We start from the raw sequence: 18832 nt of genomic DNA on the forward strand, positions 1-18832 counted from the left end.
TCTTTTTTGAGACTTTTTCTTTGGGTTACTTTTTAATATTCATCCTCATTCCAAAGATAATCTTCGTCTGTTGGATAATCCGGCCATATTTCTTCCATTGATTCATATATCTCACCTTCGTCTTCAATCGACTGTAGGTTTTCTACTACTTCTAATGGGGCTCCTGCTCTAATAGCGTAGTCTATAAGTTCGTCTTTGTTAGCAGGCCACGGTGCATCACTTAAATATGATGCTAATTCTAATGTCCAATACATGTTTTGTCAATTTAGTTTGTGCAAAAATAATTTTTTTACTGAGAAAGACAAGTAAAAAATGATTTATTTTAGTAAAATTTAAGAACGTTCCTTTTAGTATTCAATTTTCTGTTACAGTTTACATTGCGAATACTAAAAACTGTAGCAGATTACTTTCTCGGAATCCATTTAACTTCCTCCGCTTTTAAGTCAGAAGACAACTTTCGTGCCAAGACAAAAAGATAGTCAGAAAGTCGGTTTAAGTACTGTATTGTTATTTCAGGGACAGTCTCATTATGACTTAAATGGACTGCCAGTCGTTCGGCACGACGGCAAACGCAGCGTGCAATGTGACAATATGACACGGTTTGATGTCCTCCTGGCAATACAAAATGTGTCATTTGTGGTAGCGTTTCTTCCATGGTATCGATTTCATTTTCAAGTAATTCGATGTCAGTTGGTACAATACCTAAATTTTTAAGACGTAATTCTCCGTTTTTTAAGACTTCTTTTTCTAGTGGAGTTGCTAGAATTGCTCCTACAGTAAATAAACGGTCTTGGATTTCAATTAAAATGTTCTTATAATGTACATTTATTTCCTGATCGCGTATGAGACCTATGTAGGAGTTGAGCTCATCTACTGTTCCGTAACTATCAATACGGATATGGTCTTTAGGAACTCGAGTACCGCCAAAAAGCGCTGTAGTTCCTTTATCTCCTGTTTTGGTATATACTTTCATTTTTTTTAAGATACTAAGATTTTGAGATACTAAGAATTTAAGTTTTCGAGAAAGGGGTTGAAGTTTTTTACAACTTCAAATCCAAAATTTTTTAAAATCTTGCTCTAAAATTGTTTTGTAGTTATTGTGTCGCTTTCGATAAGGCCGTCACGCAAGCGAATGATGCGATGTGCATAGGCAGCAATATCTTCTTCGTGTGTTACTAGAATCACAGTATTACCATTGGCATGAATATCGCCAAATAGCTTCATAATTTCTACGGAGGTTTTGCTATCTAAATTTCCAGTTGGTTCATCAGCCAGAATAATTGATGGCTTGTTGACTAATGCTCTTGCAATTGCCACACGTTGTCGTTGTCCCCCCGAAAGCTGATTGGGTTGGTGATCCATTCTGTCTTCGAGATTCACTTGTTTTAGTACTTCAGTAGCACGAATAATTCGTTCTGATTTAGAATGTCCTGCATAAATCATTGGTAAAGCCACATTATCTAGTGCAGTAGTTCTTGGTAAAAGATTAAATGTTTGAAAAACAAAGCCGATTTCTTTATTTCTAATTCCTGCTAATTCGTCATCTTGCATTTGGCTAACATCTTTTCCATTTAAGATATAACTTCCGGAAGTAGGAGTATCTAAGCATCCCAATAAGTTCATTAATGTTGATTTTCCAGAGCCCGATGGTCCCATTAAGGCAACATATTCTCCTTTATTTATTTCTAAATCAATTCCTTTTAAGACATAAACAATTTCGTTTCCAAGTACAAAATTTCGTTTAATATTAGTTATTTTAATTAATGGATTTGCCATTGGAGTTTATGATTGTTGATTTACAATTTTTAGATTTTAAAAGTACAAAAGACTTTTGAATTAATCATAAGTAGTTTAAAATACATTTTTGTTACACTTATTTATTGGAAGGAAGAAGCTTTTTTTAAGTGCAAATTACAAAACTGACAAAGTGCTTTATATAATTAATTTTAAAATTTATATAATTATCATATTTTATTAATTTTTGTGATTTTAATTTAATTAAAACTATAATATTTGATAAAAAACTGATTTTTGTTTAAAAATAGCAGTATATTTGATGAATAACATTAACAAATCAAAATTATGAAAAATACACAATTATTATTCGGACTAGCATTTGTTGCCATGGGATTTACCTCATGTAAAGATGAAAAAGCAGTGCAAGCTGAAAAAACTATTGATTCTTACGTAGTATATGTAGATTCAGTAAAAAACGTAACTGCAGAAAATGCTAAAGCCAATTGGGAAACAATTGAAGACGGATATGCTACGCGAGCAGAAAAAGCAGAAATGGCTTTGGCGGATATCAAAGAAAATGCAAAAGCTCAAGAAAGATTAGAATCAAGTAAAGCTAAATATGAAGCTTTTAAATCAGAAATGGCTGCTCTTAATACACCAAATAAACCACAAAAAATGCGAGATGCTCTATTTGGTGAAGGTAAAATAGGGGAGGATATGAATTTTGATTGGGTAAATGCTAAAAATATTCATAGTGTTTACCAACAATTTGTACATACAGTTGAGAATAATAAAGACAGTTATTCTCGCGAAGACTGGGATAAGATTAAAATGATGTATGAGGCACTCGATAGCCGTAAAAACACAGTTGAAAAAGAAGGACTTACGTCTGAGGATAATAGAAAAATTGCTGGGTTGAAATTGAAATTTGCACCAATGTATACCCTAAATAAAATGGGAGCAAAATCAGAAGAAACTGCCGAGGCAAAAAAGTAAGTTAATGGAGTATTTATATTAGGTTAAATTTTGAATTTTGAGCAAAAATGACAGTCAGTAATGGCTGTCATTTTTTTATGCCCTAATTATAAAATGTTCTTTTTCCTGTTCATATCTAAAAAATACCAATCCCCATTGATATGTATCAATAGTAACTTTTACTTTTGGATGGTTTTTTATGATTCTCCAGACTTCTTCCATTTCTGGAGACCAATGTATGTCGTCAAAAATCCAAACAGTATCATTAGAAATTGTTGGCAGTAAAAGTTCAAAATAATCTAAAGTTGCTTTTTTAGAATGATTTCCATCAAAGTAAATTAATTGATAATTTGTAGTTGATAATTGATTGTTGAGATAACTATCGAATTTTGTAACTATTGATTTTACATTAGCACAATTAAATTTTTGTAATTGTAATTGAGCTTGTTTTGCTGTTTCTGTGCAACCTTCGAGTGTTATGATTTTTGCTTTTGGATTTCCTAATGCTAGGGCAGTAGTTGCTAATCCTAAGGAAGTTCCTATTTCTAGTATATTATCTGGTTTAAAGTAAGCAGTAATTCGGAATAGTAACTCGGCTCTTTTAGGAGAAATCCCAGCTGTTTTAGCAATCTTCGAAATTGGTCTTGTATTGCTTTTAAAGACTCTTGACCCGGCACCAAAATCAGTTACTTCGATTGTGTTCTTATTTTGTGAAAATGATTTTCGATAAGCGCTTAAAACGGCATATTCTGGCTTTGTTTTTTTGTCATAAAAAGATTTCGTTAATAAATTAAACACAAAAGGCGAATGCACTGCGTGTTCGTTTTTTGAGTTCCAAAGGAATTTGAGATATGATTTTATTTGAAATAACATAATGACTTTTGCAAAGTAGGCGCGAAGATACAAAAAAGTCGAGAGGCATAAAGTATAAAGTAAAATGTAAAAAGGGAGACTTTCTGACTTTTAGACTTTCGACTTTCAGACTCTAAAAAAGACTATATTTGCGGGCTTTAAATTTGGGCTAATAGTAATACGCATTTTATGATAACGAAGGAAGAAATAGAAATAAAGAATACAATAACTTCGGAAGAAATAGCCCGATGTATTGCTATTTTGGCACAATTAAATACCGATACCGATCAAATATTTGATATTCCCAAAGAACAAAGAATTGCATTGCTTAAAGAAGCGGGTATGTTTTCCAGACCAGATAGAGGTGAGTTTTCTCGAAGAATTAAAGATGGTAAGGAAGCTGTTAAGCGTAAAAAGGAAAAGAAGGATAAAACGGCTCGTAAAGAAACTGGAATTCGACATGCTCGTGAAGCAAGCATATTTGTTGCACCAAAATTATTGGCTTATAATGATCTTGCTCATAAGGAACAATTAGAATTAGAAACGCCTAGGAATTGTTACGTATGTAAAACGGGTTTTACCAAGATGCACCATTTTTACGATACAATGTGTACGGATTGTGGTGATTTTAATTATGCCAAACGTTTTCAAACTGCTGATGTAAAAGGGCAAGTTGCTGTTATAACTGGTTCTCGTTTAAAAATTGGATATCATATTACTTTGATGCTTCTGCGTGGTGGGGCAACTGTAATTGCAACAACACGTTTTCCAGTTGATTCTGCATTGCGATTTTCTAAAGAGGATGATTTTATGGAATGGGGACATCGTTTAAAAATTCACGGATTAGATTTACGACATATTCCGAGTGTGGAGATTTTTTGCAATTTTATTGAGCAAAAGTACGAGCGACTGGATATTCTTATTAATAATGCTGCACAAACAGTGAGACGTCCGGCTGGATTTTATACTCATTTAATGGAAAATGAGGAGCTTGCAATAGCTTCTTTACCTAAACAAGCACAAGAATTATTACTAGATCATACGAATTGTTTGGATGAGTTAAAGGTATTGACTTCGGGAGCTTCTTCTAACCAAAATATGCCTGTAACCTGGCATGGGCCTGAACCTGGAATAGGATTGCGTGCTTCGGCTAAATTATCTCAGATTCCTTATTCTTTTGATAATGCTCTTGTAGCAAATGAGGTTTTTCCAGAAGGAGAACTTGATGCCGATTTACAGCAGGTTGATTTACGTAAAACAAATAGCTGGCGTTTAAGATTGGGGCAAATAGAAACGACTGAGATGATTGAGGTTCAATTAGTAAATTCGGTTGCGCCTTTTGTTTTATGCAATCGCCTTTCGGAAGTAATGAAGAAAGACAACACAGGACAAAAACACATTATAAATGTTTCGGCGATGGAAGGGAAGTTTCATCGCTTTTTTAAAGAAGACCGCCACCCACATACTAATATGGCAAAAGCTGCCTTGAATATGTTAACGCATACTTCATCGGGAACATTGGCAAAACACGGTATTTTTATGAATGCTGTTGATACGGGCTGGGTAACCGATGAAGACCCTGCCGAATTGGCCAAAAAGAAACAAGAACTAGAAGATTTTCAGCCACCGCTAGATATTGTTGATGGCGCTGCACGTGTAATGGATCCTTTATTCGACGGAATTAATACAGGAAAACATTGGTGTGGGAAATTTTTAAAAGACTATAATCCGATTCCTTGGTAGAATTAGTTTTCAGTCTCGGTCACAGTCTTTACCTCATAATAAAAAAAGCCAAAACAGAATTAAATTTTGTTGTGGCTTTTTCGCTTGAATAAATGATGCGGTCTAAATTATAATTAGTTATTGCTTGGTTTTTAGTTTCATTTTTAAAACAGGATACTCTTTTCCTTCATCATCTTTATCGGTTCTGTCGTATGGTATAAAACCAAATTTGGAGTAAAAATTAACCGCATTATGATTTTGTTCATTAACATCAACTTTGTTGGCGCCAAGTTCATTGATAGCAAAATTCATTAATGTTTTGCCAAACCCTTTCCCTATATGTTCTGGAGCTAAAAATAACATTTCTATTTTATTTTCTGCAATACCAATAAAGCCAAGAACGGTATCAACTTTTGTCAGGCAAAATAGGGGGAAAGAGTTAAAATCGATAGACGATACGATTTTTTTATAATAATCAATGTCAGATGGAACAAGGAAATTATGTGTGGCACGAACAGAATTTTCCCAAACATGAATCATCTGTTCTTTAAATCTATCATTGTAAGGTTGTATTTCGATTTTCATTTTATATTTTCAGAATAGTTATTTTATAAAATAAAACCACAACAGAATTAGATTTTGTTGTGGTTTTGTTATTTAATTAAAGCCAGGTTTTTAGTGTTTTTTTTCAGCGTTTAATAAATAAACAGTGAGGTAGTAACTTAGTTTACTGAAATTAATTTAATATCAAAAATAAGTACTGAACCTCCAGGAATAGAACTGTAATCATTATCTCCATATCCTAAATGGGCAGGAACTATAAGTGTACCGCTACCTCCAGTTTTAAAATAAGGAATACCTTCTGTCCATCCTTTTATAACTTGGTCTAAGCCAAAAGAAATTCCAGCACTACTTTCGTCAAATACTTTTCCATCTATAAAAGAACCTTTATAAGCTACTGTTACATTAGAGGTTGGTGTTGGTTGTGCTCCAGTTCCGGGTTCGTTAATTACATAATATAAACCAGATTCAGTTCTATGTGCATCCAATTTGTTCTTTGCTACATAATCTTTGATTTGTTGTTCGTTTTTAGTAATATAATCAATATCAGTATTCTCTGTTTTTTTGTTTTTAGCACAAGAAATAAAAAGTGTCAAGGCTAATAGCGCAGGTATAAAGTGTTTCATAGAAAGTAGTTTTTTTAAACGCAAATATAATATAATTTCAGTCTCAGTTTTCAGTCTCAGTCTCAGTGTTCTTTTTAAGTAATTAATTTGCTATCTAGTGAAAACTAAAAACGGTGACTGATTACTAAATTACGCAGCCAAATTTGCTAGGATTGTTTATTATGTAATTAATTAGTTTTCCAATTTCAATATTTCTATCATTTAAATTGTCAAATGTTTCTTTATTTATGTATTTGCACTGCAAACAAAACTGCAACCAAACATTTGTTTCTGAGTTTTCGGCATCGCTATCAGTGAGTTTGCTTATAAATGATTTACATATCTTCTTTTTCTATATGATTCGGAAATATTAGCAGATACGCTCCTGGATGAACGACGTATTTGGTCAGTAAGAGAGTGTTTTTCTTCGGGAGGAAATGATTTGATAGTTCAAATATTTCCATTGCGAGTTGAAAAGCTTTTTGATATGCTAGTAATTCTTTAAATCCCATTGATTTATTTTTTACAAGTACAATAAAAAAATAAGATAAAACCTTTAAATTTATTTAAGATGCAACTTTGTAAAAGTTTTAAGTTGAAAATAAAAACAAAAAAGCCAAAACAAAGTAAATCTTGTTTTGGCTTTTATCTTTATAAATCAAAAGTTTTTGACTGTTCATCTGCAACTAAAGACTGTAACCCCGTCCCTGAGACTGAAAACGGAGACTGAATTACCCTTCAATCTTAGCGCTCAATTCAAACCAGCGTTCTTCTTTTTGATCTATTTTATTAATGATATTTTGTAACTCATTGGCTTTTTTCTCGATATCAGCGTCAGCTACTTTTCCGTCCGAGAATAATTGTTCAATTTTAGTTTTATCGATCTCTAAATCTTTAATTTCTCTTTCTAGTTTTTGATATTCTTTTTGCTCGTTGAAGGTTAAGTTCCCGGTTGGATTGTTTTGTTTCCAATCTTTCTTTTCGGCTTTGTTTTCTTCTTTTTGAGCTACATCACTACTGTCTTCATAAGCTCTAAAATCGGAGTAGTTTCCGGGGAAATCTTCAACAACACCTTGTCCTCTAAAAATGAATAAGTGATCTACAATTTTATCCATAAAATACCTATCGTGAGATACTACCAATAAACAGCCTGGATAATCCAAAAGGAAACTCTCAAGAACATTTAATGTTACGATATCTAAATCGTTTGTAGGCTCATCTAGAATAAGGAAGTTAGGATTCTGGATTAAAACGGTACATAAATACAAACGTTTTAATTCTCCACCACTTAATCTGTCTACGAAATCGTATTGTTTTTTGGCATCGAAAAGGAAACGCTCTAATAATTGTGAAGCCGAAATAATCTTTCCTTTCATCAACGGAATATATTCTCCGTATTCCTTTATAACATCGATAACGCGTTGCCCCGGTTTTGGATTGATTCCGCTTTGGGTATAATATCCGATTTTTATAGTTTCACCAACAACAACTTTTCCTGAGTCTAGCGGAAGTGTTCCTGTTAATAAATTTAGGAAAGTCGATTTTCCAGTTCCGTTTTTTCCGATGATTCCGATACGTTCTCCTCGTTGGAAATCAAAATCAAAATTATCTAGAATAACGTGGTCCTTAAACTTTTTAGAAATTTTGTGAAGCTCAATAATCTTGCTTCCCATGCGCTCCATATTAATTTCAAGCTCCACTTTATTTTCGCGACGGCGACTTTGTGCTTTTTCTTTAATATCATAAAAGTCATCCTGACGAGATTTGGATTTTGTCGTTCTTGCTTTTGGCTGGCGACGCATCCATTCTAATTCTTTTACGAATAAGTTTTGGGCTTTATCTACACTTGAGTTTTCAGAAGCAATTCGTTCTTCTTTTTTCTCTAAGTAATAAGAGTAATTTCCTTTGTATTGATATAATTTACCGTTGTCTAATTCTATGATTTCATTACAAACACGCTCCAAAAAGAAACGGTCGTGCGTAACCATGAATAGTGTAATGTTTTCTTTAGCAAAATAACTTTCTAGCCATTCGATCATTTCAAGATCCAAGTGATTGGTAGGCTCGTCCAGAATCAATAAATCAGGACGATTAATTAGTATAATTGCTAATGATAAACGTTTTTTCTGACCTCCAGAAAGATTTTTTACTTTTAGTTTAAAGTCTTCAAGTTTAAGCTTAAACAGAATTTGCTTGTATTGTGTTTCAAAATCCCAGGCATTGTGTTGGTCCATTCCGTCAAAAGCTTTTTGGTATGCTTCTTCATCTTCTGGATTTTCTAATGCTTTTTCGTAGGCTTCAATAACTTTTAGGGTTTCATTATCAGAAGCAAATATGCTTTCTTCGATAGTAAGTTCCTCTTGTAAATTATTGTTTTGGGAAAGGAAAGCCATTCTGATTCCTTTTCTTAAAACTACCTGACCTGTATCTGGTTCTTCTAAACCATTGATAATACTCATGATAGTTGTTTTTCCAGAGCCGTTTTTGGCAATGAAAGCAATTTTTTGGTCTTTATTGATTCCAAAAGAGATGTTGTCAAATAAGGTTCTTTCACCAAATGACTTGGATATATTTTCTACAGATAAGTAATTCATGGAAATTTGTAACTGAAAATCAGTTTTTTATTGTTTAAAAATGAGCAACTCAATTAGCTTCTAAAATTCATAGAAGTTCCTAAAAAAGTAGCCGCAAAGATAGCCTTTTGTTACAAACAAAAAAAAGATAGCTTTACAACTGTTTTTTTGATTGATTTTCTATTAATTTATTTTATTGAGCTTATACGCTTAGTGCCTATTTTATCTCTTTTTGACACATCGGTTTTGTGTACTTTTTAAATAAAATACCATATAGTAAGTACCTTGGCGAATTTAAAAACATTTCCCCTTTTGAATACTGTACACATTTTTATTACTCGTGATCCTTTTAAATACGATACAAAAAGCTTTATGAAACTAAACTTAACATTATGGGACATGGTATTTACAGTAGAACCTTCTATATGTTGACAGCCATAGTATTGGCAATTCTTTTATAAAGTTTGGGGTGCTTTTATCTTTAAATACTTCTATAGCTGCTAATTTTTATATATAAAACCTATGTTTTAAATGAGTTTTTATGAATTGCTCACCACAGATTAAGGTTAGCGTTATGAAATTTTTATTTTAAAAAGTTTTCATACTTATCCCCTAGATATGTACTTAAAATAGGACTCAAATCAACTCGATGAATTTGCTGAGGTGTATTAAGTACAGGTTTTCTAACTAAAGATTCATTGGTTAAATAATAATGTAATCCATCTTCGGTTGCGATACCTTCAATTTGATGAAATAGCAATGCGATCTTGATTTTTCGTTTATTACCCGATAGGAAATCATTGTTTTTATAATCATATAAAAGATATAAAAATGGTTTCCCTATTTTTGAATACCCGCAAAGAACAATCAGTTTCTTGGAAGGCAAATAAGTTGCACCAGTTACCAATCCTTTTACATCGAGGGTTTCTTTTAGTTGAGCAATATGATTTCCGGGTTTGTTGGGTAAAGTATAAATGCTGGTTTTAGTTTGTTTCCATTGCTTGGTAAACAAATAAATGCTGTCGTTTGTAACGATAAAAGCTTCGCAATCAAAGTTGGTTTTGTTTGCTTTTTCTCGTGTAAAATCCGTTTGATTGGAATAAGTAAACGAAATGGTATCGATGATAGGTTTTCCTGCCAGAAACGATTCTTTCTTGATTTTTAGGATATGCAAATTACTTCTGTTTCCTGTATAATTATTCCCGAAATCGCCTATGTATATATGCGTGCTGTCTTGTGAGATTTCTTCCCAATCGGTATTGACTACTTTTTCTAGTACAATTTTCTTTTTAATCTCTCCCTGATGATTTAGCCCATAAATGGTTTTGTCATGGTCATCATTATGTGTCCACAATAACGAATTAAAAGCTATTAATCCCGAGGTTTCTTTTATAGAATCACTTAGCTTATTAGAATACTCTGGTTTTATTTTTACTGATTTGTAAACACAACTTCCATCGTTCTCAGTAGCCTTTGGATTGTAGTTTTTAGACAACGGATCGGTACAACCTAAGATTTGCCCGTAAGTTGATGTAATGCATAAAAAGAAAAGCAAAAGGGCTTTTTTCATTGGGATGAATTGTGATTATCAAAAGTAGGGGAATATTTTTTGATTTAAAAGGAATGAGCCCGATACAGTATCGAGCTCATTATTATCGAATTTATTTATAAATTAGTCTAAACTTTTAGGTACAGTTTAATACTTGTCTTTCTTTACTTTGGGTTATTATCATCATCTATCTTTGTTAAGTTGTAAAAAATAGTATCATATTAATAATTTGATGAAAAATAATAGAAAACAAGAGTATTTAAAACAGTAAACCCAGTATAATACTGGATTTACTACTTAGTTTTCTTATTTAATTTTGAGTATTTTCAATAACTACATAAATCTAAACGGTGTAAGATATCATATTCTATAACATTACCTTAAAGAGCTATTCTCAGTTTTTGTTTTATCATATGTCTTAGAGATTTTATCTCTGTTTTTATTCGCTCCGATTAAGAATAAAAAACCAAGGATTATAAAAAATAGAATTATCAAAAAGCCTCCTTTTTTGTCTTTTCTAAAGTTTTTCTTTAAAAAACGCATTGGTTTGATAAATAAAAAATAGTTAATTACATAAATAATTAACATTATGAATATGGTTTTCAGTTTGTCATTTGATAAAAAAGATGGAGCTTGGTTTTCTTGAAAAAAATATAAGAATCCAAATATTGTAATTAAAATTACATACAAAATTAAAGAACTTATAAAAGATGTAGTAATCAGAGCTCTTTCATGGCCTTTTTTTGGGGAATCTCTATAATGCCAATACACACGATATAAAAAATAATAATAAGCTTTCATAAATTTAATGTTTAATAGGTACTGGAAATAATGGATTTTCTGGATTATAATAATTCCATATTCCTTTACCTCCGAAATATGCTAGGCTAGCTGCGGTTGCCCATCCTCCTTTAGTCCCAATATAAGTCATGCCTAGATCTGTAGCTAGTTCATAGCCTCCTATATCTCCTCTAAAATATTGACTAACGGATATTCCTGCGGCTCCCCATCCAACTAGGTCTCCTGCCATAGGAGCCCATTTAGCTACTGCTAATTGAAATTCCTTATTTCTTAATGTTAATTGTAATGCACTAGTTGTTGTCGTACCATATTTATAGACATATGATGCATTAGAGTAAGCAAATTTTTCTAATGCGACAAAGTATGTTGAAACTCCAGTTAGTAAATTCCCAGTAGCTGTTAAATCATCTCCAAGGCTATCACTTTTCACACCATTACTATCCACTGTTGTAGGCTTAACAACTGGCTTATTTTGAACAACACCATTTGCCGCATCTTTAGAGCTATCATAACCAAAATCAGTACTAAAAGATACACCAAAAAATATCCCTGCGTTTTTTGAAGCTGCATTCCAATCTCCAGTTTCTTTATATTCTTGATAAGTAGCTGCAAAATGGCTAAAACCAAGACCAATTAATCCGTGTCTAATTGAAGCAAGTGTTCTTCTTGAAATAACTGTTAAAACTGTACCTGTAATTGTAGTTACAGGTACAGTTTTTTTTTAGATGTTTGCCGTTTAAATAGATTGCATCACAGGAAAGGATTCGTGCGGCAATCGGGGGGATTCTCGCAGAGTATCTGACTTTTAATAATAATTTCGATTTTTATAAGATGCTTCGAATAGCTGAGGTTCAAGCTAGTCCAGTGTCTCCTAATGTTCAGACTTAGCATTTGCTTACTGTACATTTTTTTTATCAGAAATCATCAATCCATCTAAGTTTTTGCCAATTTTATTATTCATTTTTATATTAAAATGAATATTGTTTTCCAGTTCTTTCATTTTAAAGTTGAAGTGATAACCTTCAAAATCTCTTTTTAAAAGCTTGGGGTTTAATAAATTTAGACCATTTGTACTATCCATTTTAGTCGAAAAATAAACACTATCAGATTCGTTATACGCTATTATTAAGAATGTTCCTTCATAAGTGGAGTTCAATTTATAATTGTTTTTTTCCGAGGGTACTACTTTTACTCTCACTTCATCAAATATATATTTATCCTTTAAAGAATTTGTAATTTTAGTTAAACTATCATTCATATGTCTTAATGTCTTAATTTCCTGACTTAGAGCTTCAGTTTTTTTATTACAACTAAATAAAGTTATTATTAATAAAAATAAAATGATTTTTTTCATGTGTTTTTAAATTTTTTGCTGAATAACTTTATTACTCCAAAGCTCAATTGGCTTGTTGTCATGTCGCCAAAATTGGTAATGCTTCATATTAGAACTTTTCTTAGCTTCTTTCTTAAAAAAATCCAACAAAAATTCTCCTGCTTTCTTTTGGATTTTTTTGTATGCTTTTTACAATTGACCTACTAGTATATCTTTTTAAATCACCCACCAACAGCTCAGGATTTTGACCATTGATACTTCTAAAGACTAGATGCACATGATTTGTCATAATGCACCAAGCATGAATTTCTAATCCTTTATTTTTTTCGCAAAATTCTAAACTTTCCAAAAACAAATCCTTGTATTCATTACTAGTAAATACATCTAACCAATCTACAACGGCAAAACTGATAAAATATAAACTTTAAGGATTATGGAATTTATAATTTTCACTCATTTTTTTAAACATTAAGCATATTCATTATAACATAGAAAAACTAAATCTCAACCAACATACCGCTACACGAAAGGATTCGTGTGGGAGCGGGGGGGATGTTTATTTTTTTAACAAATCTAACCCTCCATCTATCTCATTAAGATTATTAATATTTAAAATTTCTATTTGTCCTGATTTTAGTTTTCTAGGATGACAAATGAAAATTATTTTTTCCTGATCTTTATGTAATTCATTTAATTCCCTATAAATCTCTTCAATAGACTCATATGAGAGCCCATATGTCCCAATAAATATTACAGTTTTTTCTTTTAAAAAAGCAAGAATAGTCGCCAAAAACTCATGTGGAAATTCAGAATGCGAAGAGATTGAACTAGGAAGACATCTTAATTTATTCTTTCTAAAAAACTCTTTTACCTTAATTGCTTTTTCTACATTAAGATTAATTACTGCAGAATTTTTAAAATTTATAGCTAAATGCCCTATCTGGACATCTAAATCAAAAAGTACCAAATTTAATTTCATTATATAATTATCTAAGTTCTTCTAATATTATTTATAGGTGGGAAACGAGTATACTTTGTGTATGTAAGCCGAAGGATCTGCCTCATAGAAATTACCATTTTTAATTATTGTATTAATATATGAACCATCTCCAGTACTCAATTTGAATTGTATTGCTGCGTTCATTTTATGGTTTCCATCAAGAATATATGTCTTCCCTTTAAATGTGTATCCCCCGCTCCCGCACGAATCTTTTTGTGTGGTACAACAGCTAAACATTCTAAAAACTACAACATGATTAATAATTCCTTTTTGACCTGAATAATCAATAGCATTACTATAGACATAATCTTCCGCTTTATAAACTAATCTTTCCTCAACGGGATTATTGTGTACATAATTAATTTTTTGCTGAATAACTTTATTACTCCAAAGCTCAATTGGCTTGTTGTCATGTCGCCAAAATTGGTAATGCTTCATATTAGAACTTTTCTTAGCTTCTTTCTTAAAAAAATCCAACAAAAATTCTCCTGCTTTCTTTTGGATTTTTTTGTATGCTTTTTACAATTGACCTACTAGTATTTCTTTTTAAATCACCCATCAACAGCTCAGGATTTTGACCATTGATACTTCTAAAGACTAGATGCACATGATTTGTCATAATGCACCAAGCATGAATTTCTAATCCTTTATTTTTTTGCAAAATTCTAAACTTTCCAAAAACAAATCCTTGTATTCATTACTAGTAAATACATCTAATCAATCTACAACGGCAAAACTGATAAAATATAAACTTTAAGGATTGTGGAATTTATAATTTTCACTCATTTTTTTTAAACATTAAGCATATATATTATAACATAGAAAAACTAAATCTCAACCAACATACCGCTACACGAAAGGATTCGTGCGGTAGTCTGGGCACCAAGGAATCTACCCGTTTACTATTTTTAGAAAATATTAACTTTTGTTTTTTTTTAAAAAAGATATAATTTCAGTAATTGATACTGCTAATAATAATAAAATTATACGCCAAAAATCGATATTTAAAGAAACAAATAACAAACAAAAAGTTATTTGAGGGTATAAAAAAACTAATTTTTCAATAATCCATATTTTATCAGTTTCTTCAAATTTATCAACAATTATTTTGTATTTATCTCTTTTTAAAAAATGTAGATAATTAAAGTATAATATAATCAAAGTAAGAATGAATACCGAAATAACGGTTAATTTTGTAATCTTAAAACCTAAAAATATTAAAAAAGTATATATGTTAACACTCAATAATATTGAGAAATACATACAAGTGAATATTTCAGGATAAATCTTATTTGTATTATGAATAGATTTAAACATTTTATAAAAAATATAATTATAAATATTCATAATTAACGAAATTTTAGGGGGCATGTTGGACATTCTCTATACATTCCTGAATTTTGGTTTAAGGTGGCTGTGTGATTAACTCCATTTGGATAACTTCCATATTTTTTGAAGCAAGCCTCTCGTTTTGCTTCGTATAGAGCATTATGGTACACTTCTGAATCACCTATTATATTTAGTGTGCCTACTCCAATACCGACAATTGGATAGTATCTAGAGACAGCAATTACCGATGCATTAAAGGTTAAAGAGGCTGTCGCAAAATTCATTTCTTGTTGATTTTTAGCATTATAAATATCATATATTCCTGTACTTATATTATAGGTATTTGCAGCAGTACCTAGATAGCCTCCCCATTTAGAAAAGTTTTTAAAATCAAAATATGTATTATCCATATCAGAAAAATAATATCTACCATTAAAATTAGTCGTAGCTCCTATATCACCAATAAGTCCTGTATAATTAGAAATATTGTTAAAATTATCTCTCACACTACCTTGACCTTCTCCGCCATTATTCATAGTATCAGGCTTAACAACTGGCTTATTTTGAACAACACCATTTGCCGCATCTTTAGAATTATTATAACCAAAATCAGTACTAAAAGAAATACCAAAAATTATTCCTGCATTTTTTGAAGCTGCATTCCAATCTCCGGTTTCTTTATATTCTTGATAAGTAGCTGCAAAATGGCTAACACCAAGACCAATTAACGCCCCTCCAAGATAACCAGTTGTTCCAAATGTAACAACCCCCGTAGCAACCAAAACAATTCCAACAGCTATAGCTGCACCCGCAATTACATCATTCGCATTTTTTGAAATCCATTTTCCAATAGATTTTAATGACAATTCCCCACTAGGATCTGTGTACTTTAATGGGTTATTTAACACATAGCTATACCTGTTATAATTTTGGGTATTACTCGGATCCTGCACATAATTATCAGGCTGTAAGAAACGGTACAACTTGGCATCATACAAACGCCCATTCATGTGGATGAGACCTACGCTTTGTAAATGCTCGTGCCCTGTGTACCCTCTATCAAGAATAGTAAGACCGTTTACTGTGTTGCCAGCACCATCTTGTACTTTTGTAATAGCGCCCCAGGCATCAAAATGTCTTTTTTCTAAAACAACTCCTGTTTCTTTGGTTATTGCCAAGATACTTCCTTGGTAATCTCTGTGCAAATATAAGGTTTGTTCCTGAGCAGTACCTGAGTTATCATCTGTTTTTTTATAAACTACTGGGGCTGAGTACCCATCTCCACCTATATAGGTTACAAACTCTACGGCTCCTGTTTGGGTATTTTCCTTAATTTCCATAGTACCATCGGCACTATAGTGTTTGCGATAGGTTCGGGTTTGTTTGAGGCCTAATCCTCCGTAAAACATAACACTACGGTTGTTATTATCATTATATACAAAACTAATCTTGTCTTTACCTTCTTCTGCTATTTCTACTGGACTCTTAAATGTATTGTAGCTAGCGGTTTGTATAGGTTTAGCTTGGTAATCGGATAGCGCTTCAGGGGTTAGTGTTATCGAAGTATTTTGATGTTTTTTTCCAGCGTTGGCATAATTATACACTCCTACTGTATTCGATTTGATACGCCCATCTTCTTCATAGGCTTGGATTTCTTCTATGCCTTCTGCATTAGGGTATGCTGTAAGACGGTCTTGCGAGTTGGTAAACTTTATGTTTCGTTAATTTCATAAGGAATTTACTGTAAATACACTTCTTTGATCCAAACAAAAAATTCTACTTCTACCGATATTTAACATAAATAAACAAGTTTATCAGTCTTTTAAAATCTTCTTTGATTTCTCCATGAATATTTTATATTTGTTAGTATTAATACTATAATGAATTATGAAAATAAAAGACGAATTATTCAATAAAAGAATTATTTCTATAGATGCTTTTCGTGGGATTACCATTTTTGTTATGATTTTTGTCAATGAGCTGGCAAGCATAAAAAATGTACCACAATGGATGAAACATATGCCAGCTGATGCTGATGCAATGACATTTGTTGATTTGGTATTTCCTGCTTTTTTATTTATTGTTGGGATGTCTATTCCGTTTGCATTTAATGCAAGATTAATAAAAGGGGATACGCCTAAAACAATCTGGACACATACCTTAAAAAGAGCATTGGCACTAATCATTATCGGAGTTTATATGGTCAATGCCGAATATGGATATGATGCATCCAAGATGGTGATTTCGGCTGCCTTTTGGGGGCTTTTGGCATACACTATGCCAATTCCTATTTGGAATAAATACGATAAATCATTTCCTAAAGTTGCTAAAAACATATTGCAATATGGCGGAATGTTGGCTTTAGTATTGTTGTATTTTTTATATGTTCAGGAAAACGGAAATATAGGAATCACGCCAAAATGGTGGGGAATTCTAGGACTTATAGGATGGGCGTATTTAATTTCAGTAGTTTATTATTGGCTGGTTAAAGGAAAATTGACTGCAATGATTGTATTTCTTTTTGTTTGTCTTATCGCTACTATTTTAAATCAAATAAAAGGATCTTTTGTTCATGAAATAAAGTGGATAGGTTTTATTGCAGGGCATATGACACATGCTACATTGGTTTCAGCAGGAGTAGTGATATCTCTTTTGTTTTTTGAAGGGAAAATATCCGAGAAAATCAATTGGAGAGTAATAGGTTTTGGAGTGTTGTTTTTTGTGTTAGGATATGTATTAAGACCTTATTATGAAGTTTCAAAAATAAGAGGAACACCTTCTTGGGTACTATATTCAGCGGGTATTTGTACAGTAGTCTTTTATTTCTTGTATTGGTTAATGGAAGTTAAAAAACAAACAAAATGGAGTAAATTTTTTATGCCAGCTGCCGCAAATCCATTATTGATTTATATTTTGCCAGGTGTGATTTATTATTTCTGTAAAGCTTTTGAGATTCATATTATTCCAGGATATTTCCGTGTAGGTGTTCCCGGAATTATTTGGTCGTTAGTGTTCTCAATAATTATGCTGTATGTAATGCGAATTTTTAACAAATATAAGATTCAGTTGCATTTGTAAAATATTGATTAGAACTTATTTGTATTGAAAGAAAATATTTATATTTTCGATTATATATTTTAAAATTAAATTATGACCGAAGAACAACGCCAACAGGTTAAAATTGATAATGATACAATTATTAGGCAAAAAGAATATCGTGTAAATGATTGGCTGCCATTTTTGGATACACCAAAATTAAGAACTCTGCAAGAGATTAAAGGGAGAATGTCGGTTATGAATGCTTTGATAAACATTGCGTTTGAAGCCCCAACCTATATTATTAAAGAATGGATTGAGAATCATGATTTAACCAAATACTTATCAGATTCAGAAAAAGAAATAGTAGAAAAAGAAAATGATAATTTAACTGAATTTGAAGTCTATTCGTTAAGTTGGTATTCAGAATCTCTGTGGGCTTTTATGTGGGTAACAGAAATGATTCCGGAGCTAGAAGCGGAAGAATATATTGGAGATAATATGGCTTCACTCTTGCCAAATCTGGAAAATGGAGATAGCAATCAGAAATTAGAAAGTTTGGAGCGCTTAAAATCAGAAGTTGAGATTTGTACTATGCTTGATTATTATTACCGACTTCATTGGTATTGTGTAGATGAAAGATTAAATGGGCGAGAAGCAAAACTAAATGAGGGATTGGTATATGAAAGACGAAAATCGTTAGAATGGATTTACAACCGAGCAGATGATTGGGATAATGTAGAAATGAGTACATAAAAT

The 18832-nt window shown here is 31.8% G+C and carries 19 protein-coding genes and 2 pseudogenes; 4 read left to right on the plus strand and 17 right to left on the minus strand.

Annotated features, from left to right (window positions below):
- Positions 1-32: 32 nt before the first annotated feature.
- The 3 genes from IUY40_RS00745 to IUY40_RS00755 all read right to left on the minus strand — a co-directional run bounded on the left by IUY40_RS00745 (position 33) and on the right by IUY40_RS00755 (position 1776).
- Positions 33-254 carry a DUF2795 domain-containing protein gene (locus IUY40_RS00745; protein WP_007138072.1) on the minus strand — a complete coding sequence of 74 codons (222 nt, stop codon included), beginning with the start codon at positions 252-254 and terminating at the stop codon, positions 33-35.
- Positions 255-403: 149 nt separating this feature from the next.
- Complete coding sequence (locus tag IUY40_RS00750; RefSeq protein WP_195734981.1) at positions 404-973, minus strand: cob(I)yrinic acid a,c-diamide adenosyltransferase; 570 nt, start codon at positions 971-973, stop codon at positions 404-406.
- Positions 974-1077: 104 nt separating this feature from the next.
- Complete coding sequence (locus IUY40_RS00755) at positions 1078-1776, minus strand: ABC transporter ATP-binding protein (protein WP_195734982.1); 699 nt, start codon at positions 1774-1776, stop codon at positions 1078-1080.
- A 306-nt stretch (positions 1777-2082) separates the two neighbouring features.
- Between IUY40_RS00755 and IUY40_RS00760 the strand changes: the two genes are divergently transcribed.
- Positions 2083-2733, plus strand: coding sequence for a DUF6565 domain-containing protein (locus IUY40_RS00760; protein WP_195734983.1), 651 nt, complete (start codon positions 2083-2085; stop codon positions 2731-2733).
- Positions 2734-2808: 75 nt separating this feature from the next.
- Here IUY40_RS00760 and IUY40_RS00765 read toward each other — a convergent pair whose 3' ends face one another.
- The gene (locus IUY40_RS00765; RefSeq protein ID WP_195734984.1) at positions 2809-3585 is read right to left on the minus strand and encodes a class I SAM-dependent methyltransferase; all 777 of its coding nucleotides are present in this window, start codon (positions 3583-3585) and stop codon (positions 2809-2811) included.
- Between the two features lie 168 nt (positions 3586-3753).
- Between IUY40_RS00765 and IUY40_RS00770 the strand changes: the two genes are divergently transcribed.
- A complete protein-coding gene (locus IUY40_RS00770) occupies positions 3754-5307 on the plus strand; it encodes an SDR family oxidoreductase (RefSeq protein WP_195734985.1) in 1554 nt (517 codons plus the stop codon).
- A 117-nt stretch (positions 5308-5424) separates the two neighbouring features.
- Here the strand turns inward: IUY40_RS00770 and IUY40_RS00775 are convergent, their stop codons facing one another.
- From IUY40_RS00775 to IUY40_RS00825, 13 genes and pseudogenes are all read right to left on the minus strand, one after another.
- Positions 5425-5871, minus strand: a complete 447-nt coding sequence (locus IUY40_RS00775; protein WP_195734986.1) for a GNAT family N-acetyltransferase — start codon at positions 5869-5871, stop codon at positions 5425-5427.
- A gap of 137 nt (positions 5872-6008) precedes the next feature.
- On the minus strand, positions 6009-6473 hold the full coding sequence (locus IUY40_RS00780) for an FKBP-type peptidyl-prolyl cis-trans isomerase (RefSeq protein WP_195734987.1): 465 nt from the start codon (positions 6471-6473) through the stop codon (positions 6009-6011).
- Between the two features lie 124 nt (positions 6474-6597).
- Positions 6598-6964, minus strand: a pseudogene (locus tag IUY40_RS00785) (four helix bundle protein).
- Positions 6965-7183: 219 nt separating this feature from the next.
- The gene (locus IUY40_RS00790) at positions 7184-9046 is read right to left on the minus strand and encodes an ABC-F family ATP-binding cassette domain-containing protein (protein WP_195734988.1); all 1863 of its coding nucleotides are present in this window, start codon (positions 9044-9046) and stop codon (positions 7184-7186) included.
- A 276-nt stretch (positions 9047-9322) separates the two neighbouring features.
- Positions 9323-9520: pseudogene (locus tag IUY40_RS19385) on the minus strand (IS1595 family transposase); the annotation flags it as partial.
- A gap of 88 nt (positions 9521-9608) precedes the next feature.
- On the minus strand, positions 9609-10595 hold the full coding sequence (locus tag IUY40_RS00795) for a T9SS C-terminal target domain-containing protein (protein WP_195734989.1): 987 nt from the start codon (positions 10593-10595) through the stop codon (positions 9609-9611).
- A 784-nt stretch (positions 10596-11379) separates the two neighbouring features.
- Complete coding sequence (locus IUY40_RS00800; RefSeq protein ID WP_195734990.1) at positions 11380-11820, minus strand: hypothetical protein; 441 nt, start codon at positions 11818-11820, stop codon at positions 11380-11382.
- 450 nt (positions 11821-12270) lie between these two features.
- Positions 12271-12729, minus strand: a complete 459-nt coding sequence (locus IUY40_RS00805) for a hypothetical protein (protein WP_195734991.1) — start codon at positions 12727-12729, stop codon at positions 12271-12273.
- A 112-nt stretch (positions 12730-12841) separates the two neighbouring features.
- Positions 12842-13057: a transposase gene (locus IUY40_RS19390; protein WP_229335226.1), complete on the minus strand. Its 216-nt coding sequence runs from the start codon at positions 13055-13057 to the stop codon at positions 12842-12844.
- A gap of 207 nt (positions 13058-13264) precedes the next feature.
- A complete protein-coding gene (locus IUY40_RS00815) occupies positions 13265-13687 on the minus strand; it encodes a hypothetical protein (RefSeq protein ID WP_195734992.1) in 423 nt (140 codons plus the stop codon).
- A 27-nt stretch (positions 13688-13714) separates the two neighbouring features.
- Positions 13715-14146, minus strand: a complete 432-nt coding sequence (locus IUY40_RS19650) for a hypothetical protein (RefSeq protein ID WP_317190891.1) — start codon at positions 14144-14146, stop codon at positions 13715-13717.
- A gap of 25 nt (positions 14147-14171) precedes the next feature.
- Positions 14172-14327 (minus strand): transposase, encoded by a 156-nt coding sequence (locus IUY40_RS19655; protein WP_317190895.1) that lies wholly within the window; start codon positions 14325-14327, stop codon positions 14172-14174.
- Positions 14328-15057: 730 nt separating this feature from the next.
- Positions 15058-16641 (minus strand): RHS repeat-associated core domain-containing protein, encoded by a 1584-nt coding sequence (locus tag IUY40_RS00825; RefSeq protein ID WP_195734993.1) that lies wholly within the window; start codon positions 16639-16641, stop codon positions 15058-15060.
- A 283-nt stretch (positions 16642-16924) separates the two neighbouring features.
- On the opposite strand from IUY40_RS00825, the gene IUY40_RS00830 reads away from it, so the two are divergent.
- Entirely contained in the window at positions 16925-18115 is a 1191-nt protein-coding gene (locus tag IUY40_RS00830) for a DUF5009 domain-containing protein (RefSeq protein WP_195734994.1), read from the plus strand.
- A 72-nt stretch (positions 18116-18187) separates the two neighbouring features.
- Positions 18188-18829, plus strand: coding sequence for a DUF4272 domain-containing protein (locus tag IUY40_RS00835; RefSeq protein WP_195734995.1), 642 nt, complete (start codon positions 18188-18190; stop codon positions 18827-18829).
- The last annotated feature ends 3 nt before the right edge of the window (positions 18830-18832 follow it).

Source organism: Flavobacterium sp. ALJ2 (genome assembly GCF_015594725.1).
Lineage (GTDB): Bacteria > Bacteroidota > Bacteroidia > Flavobacteriales > Flavobacteriaceae > Flavobacterium.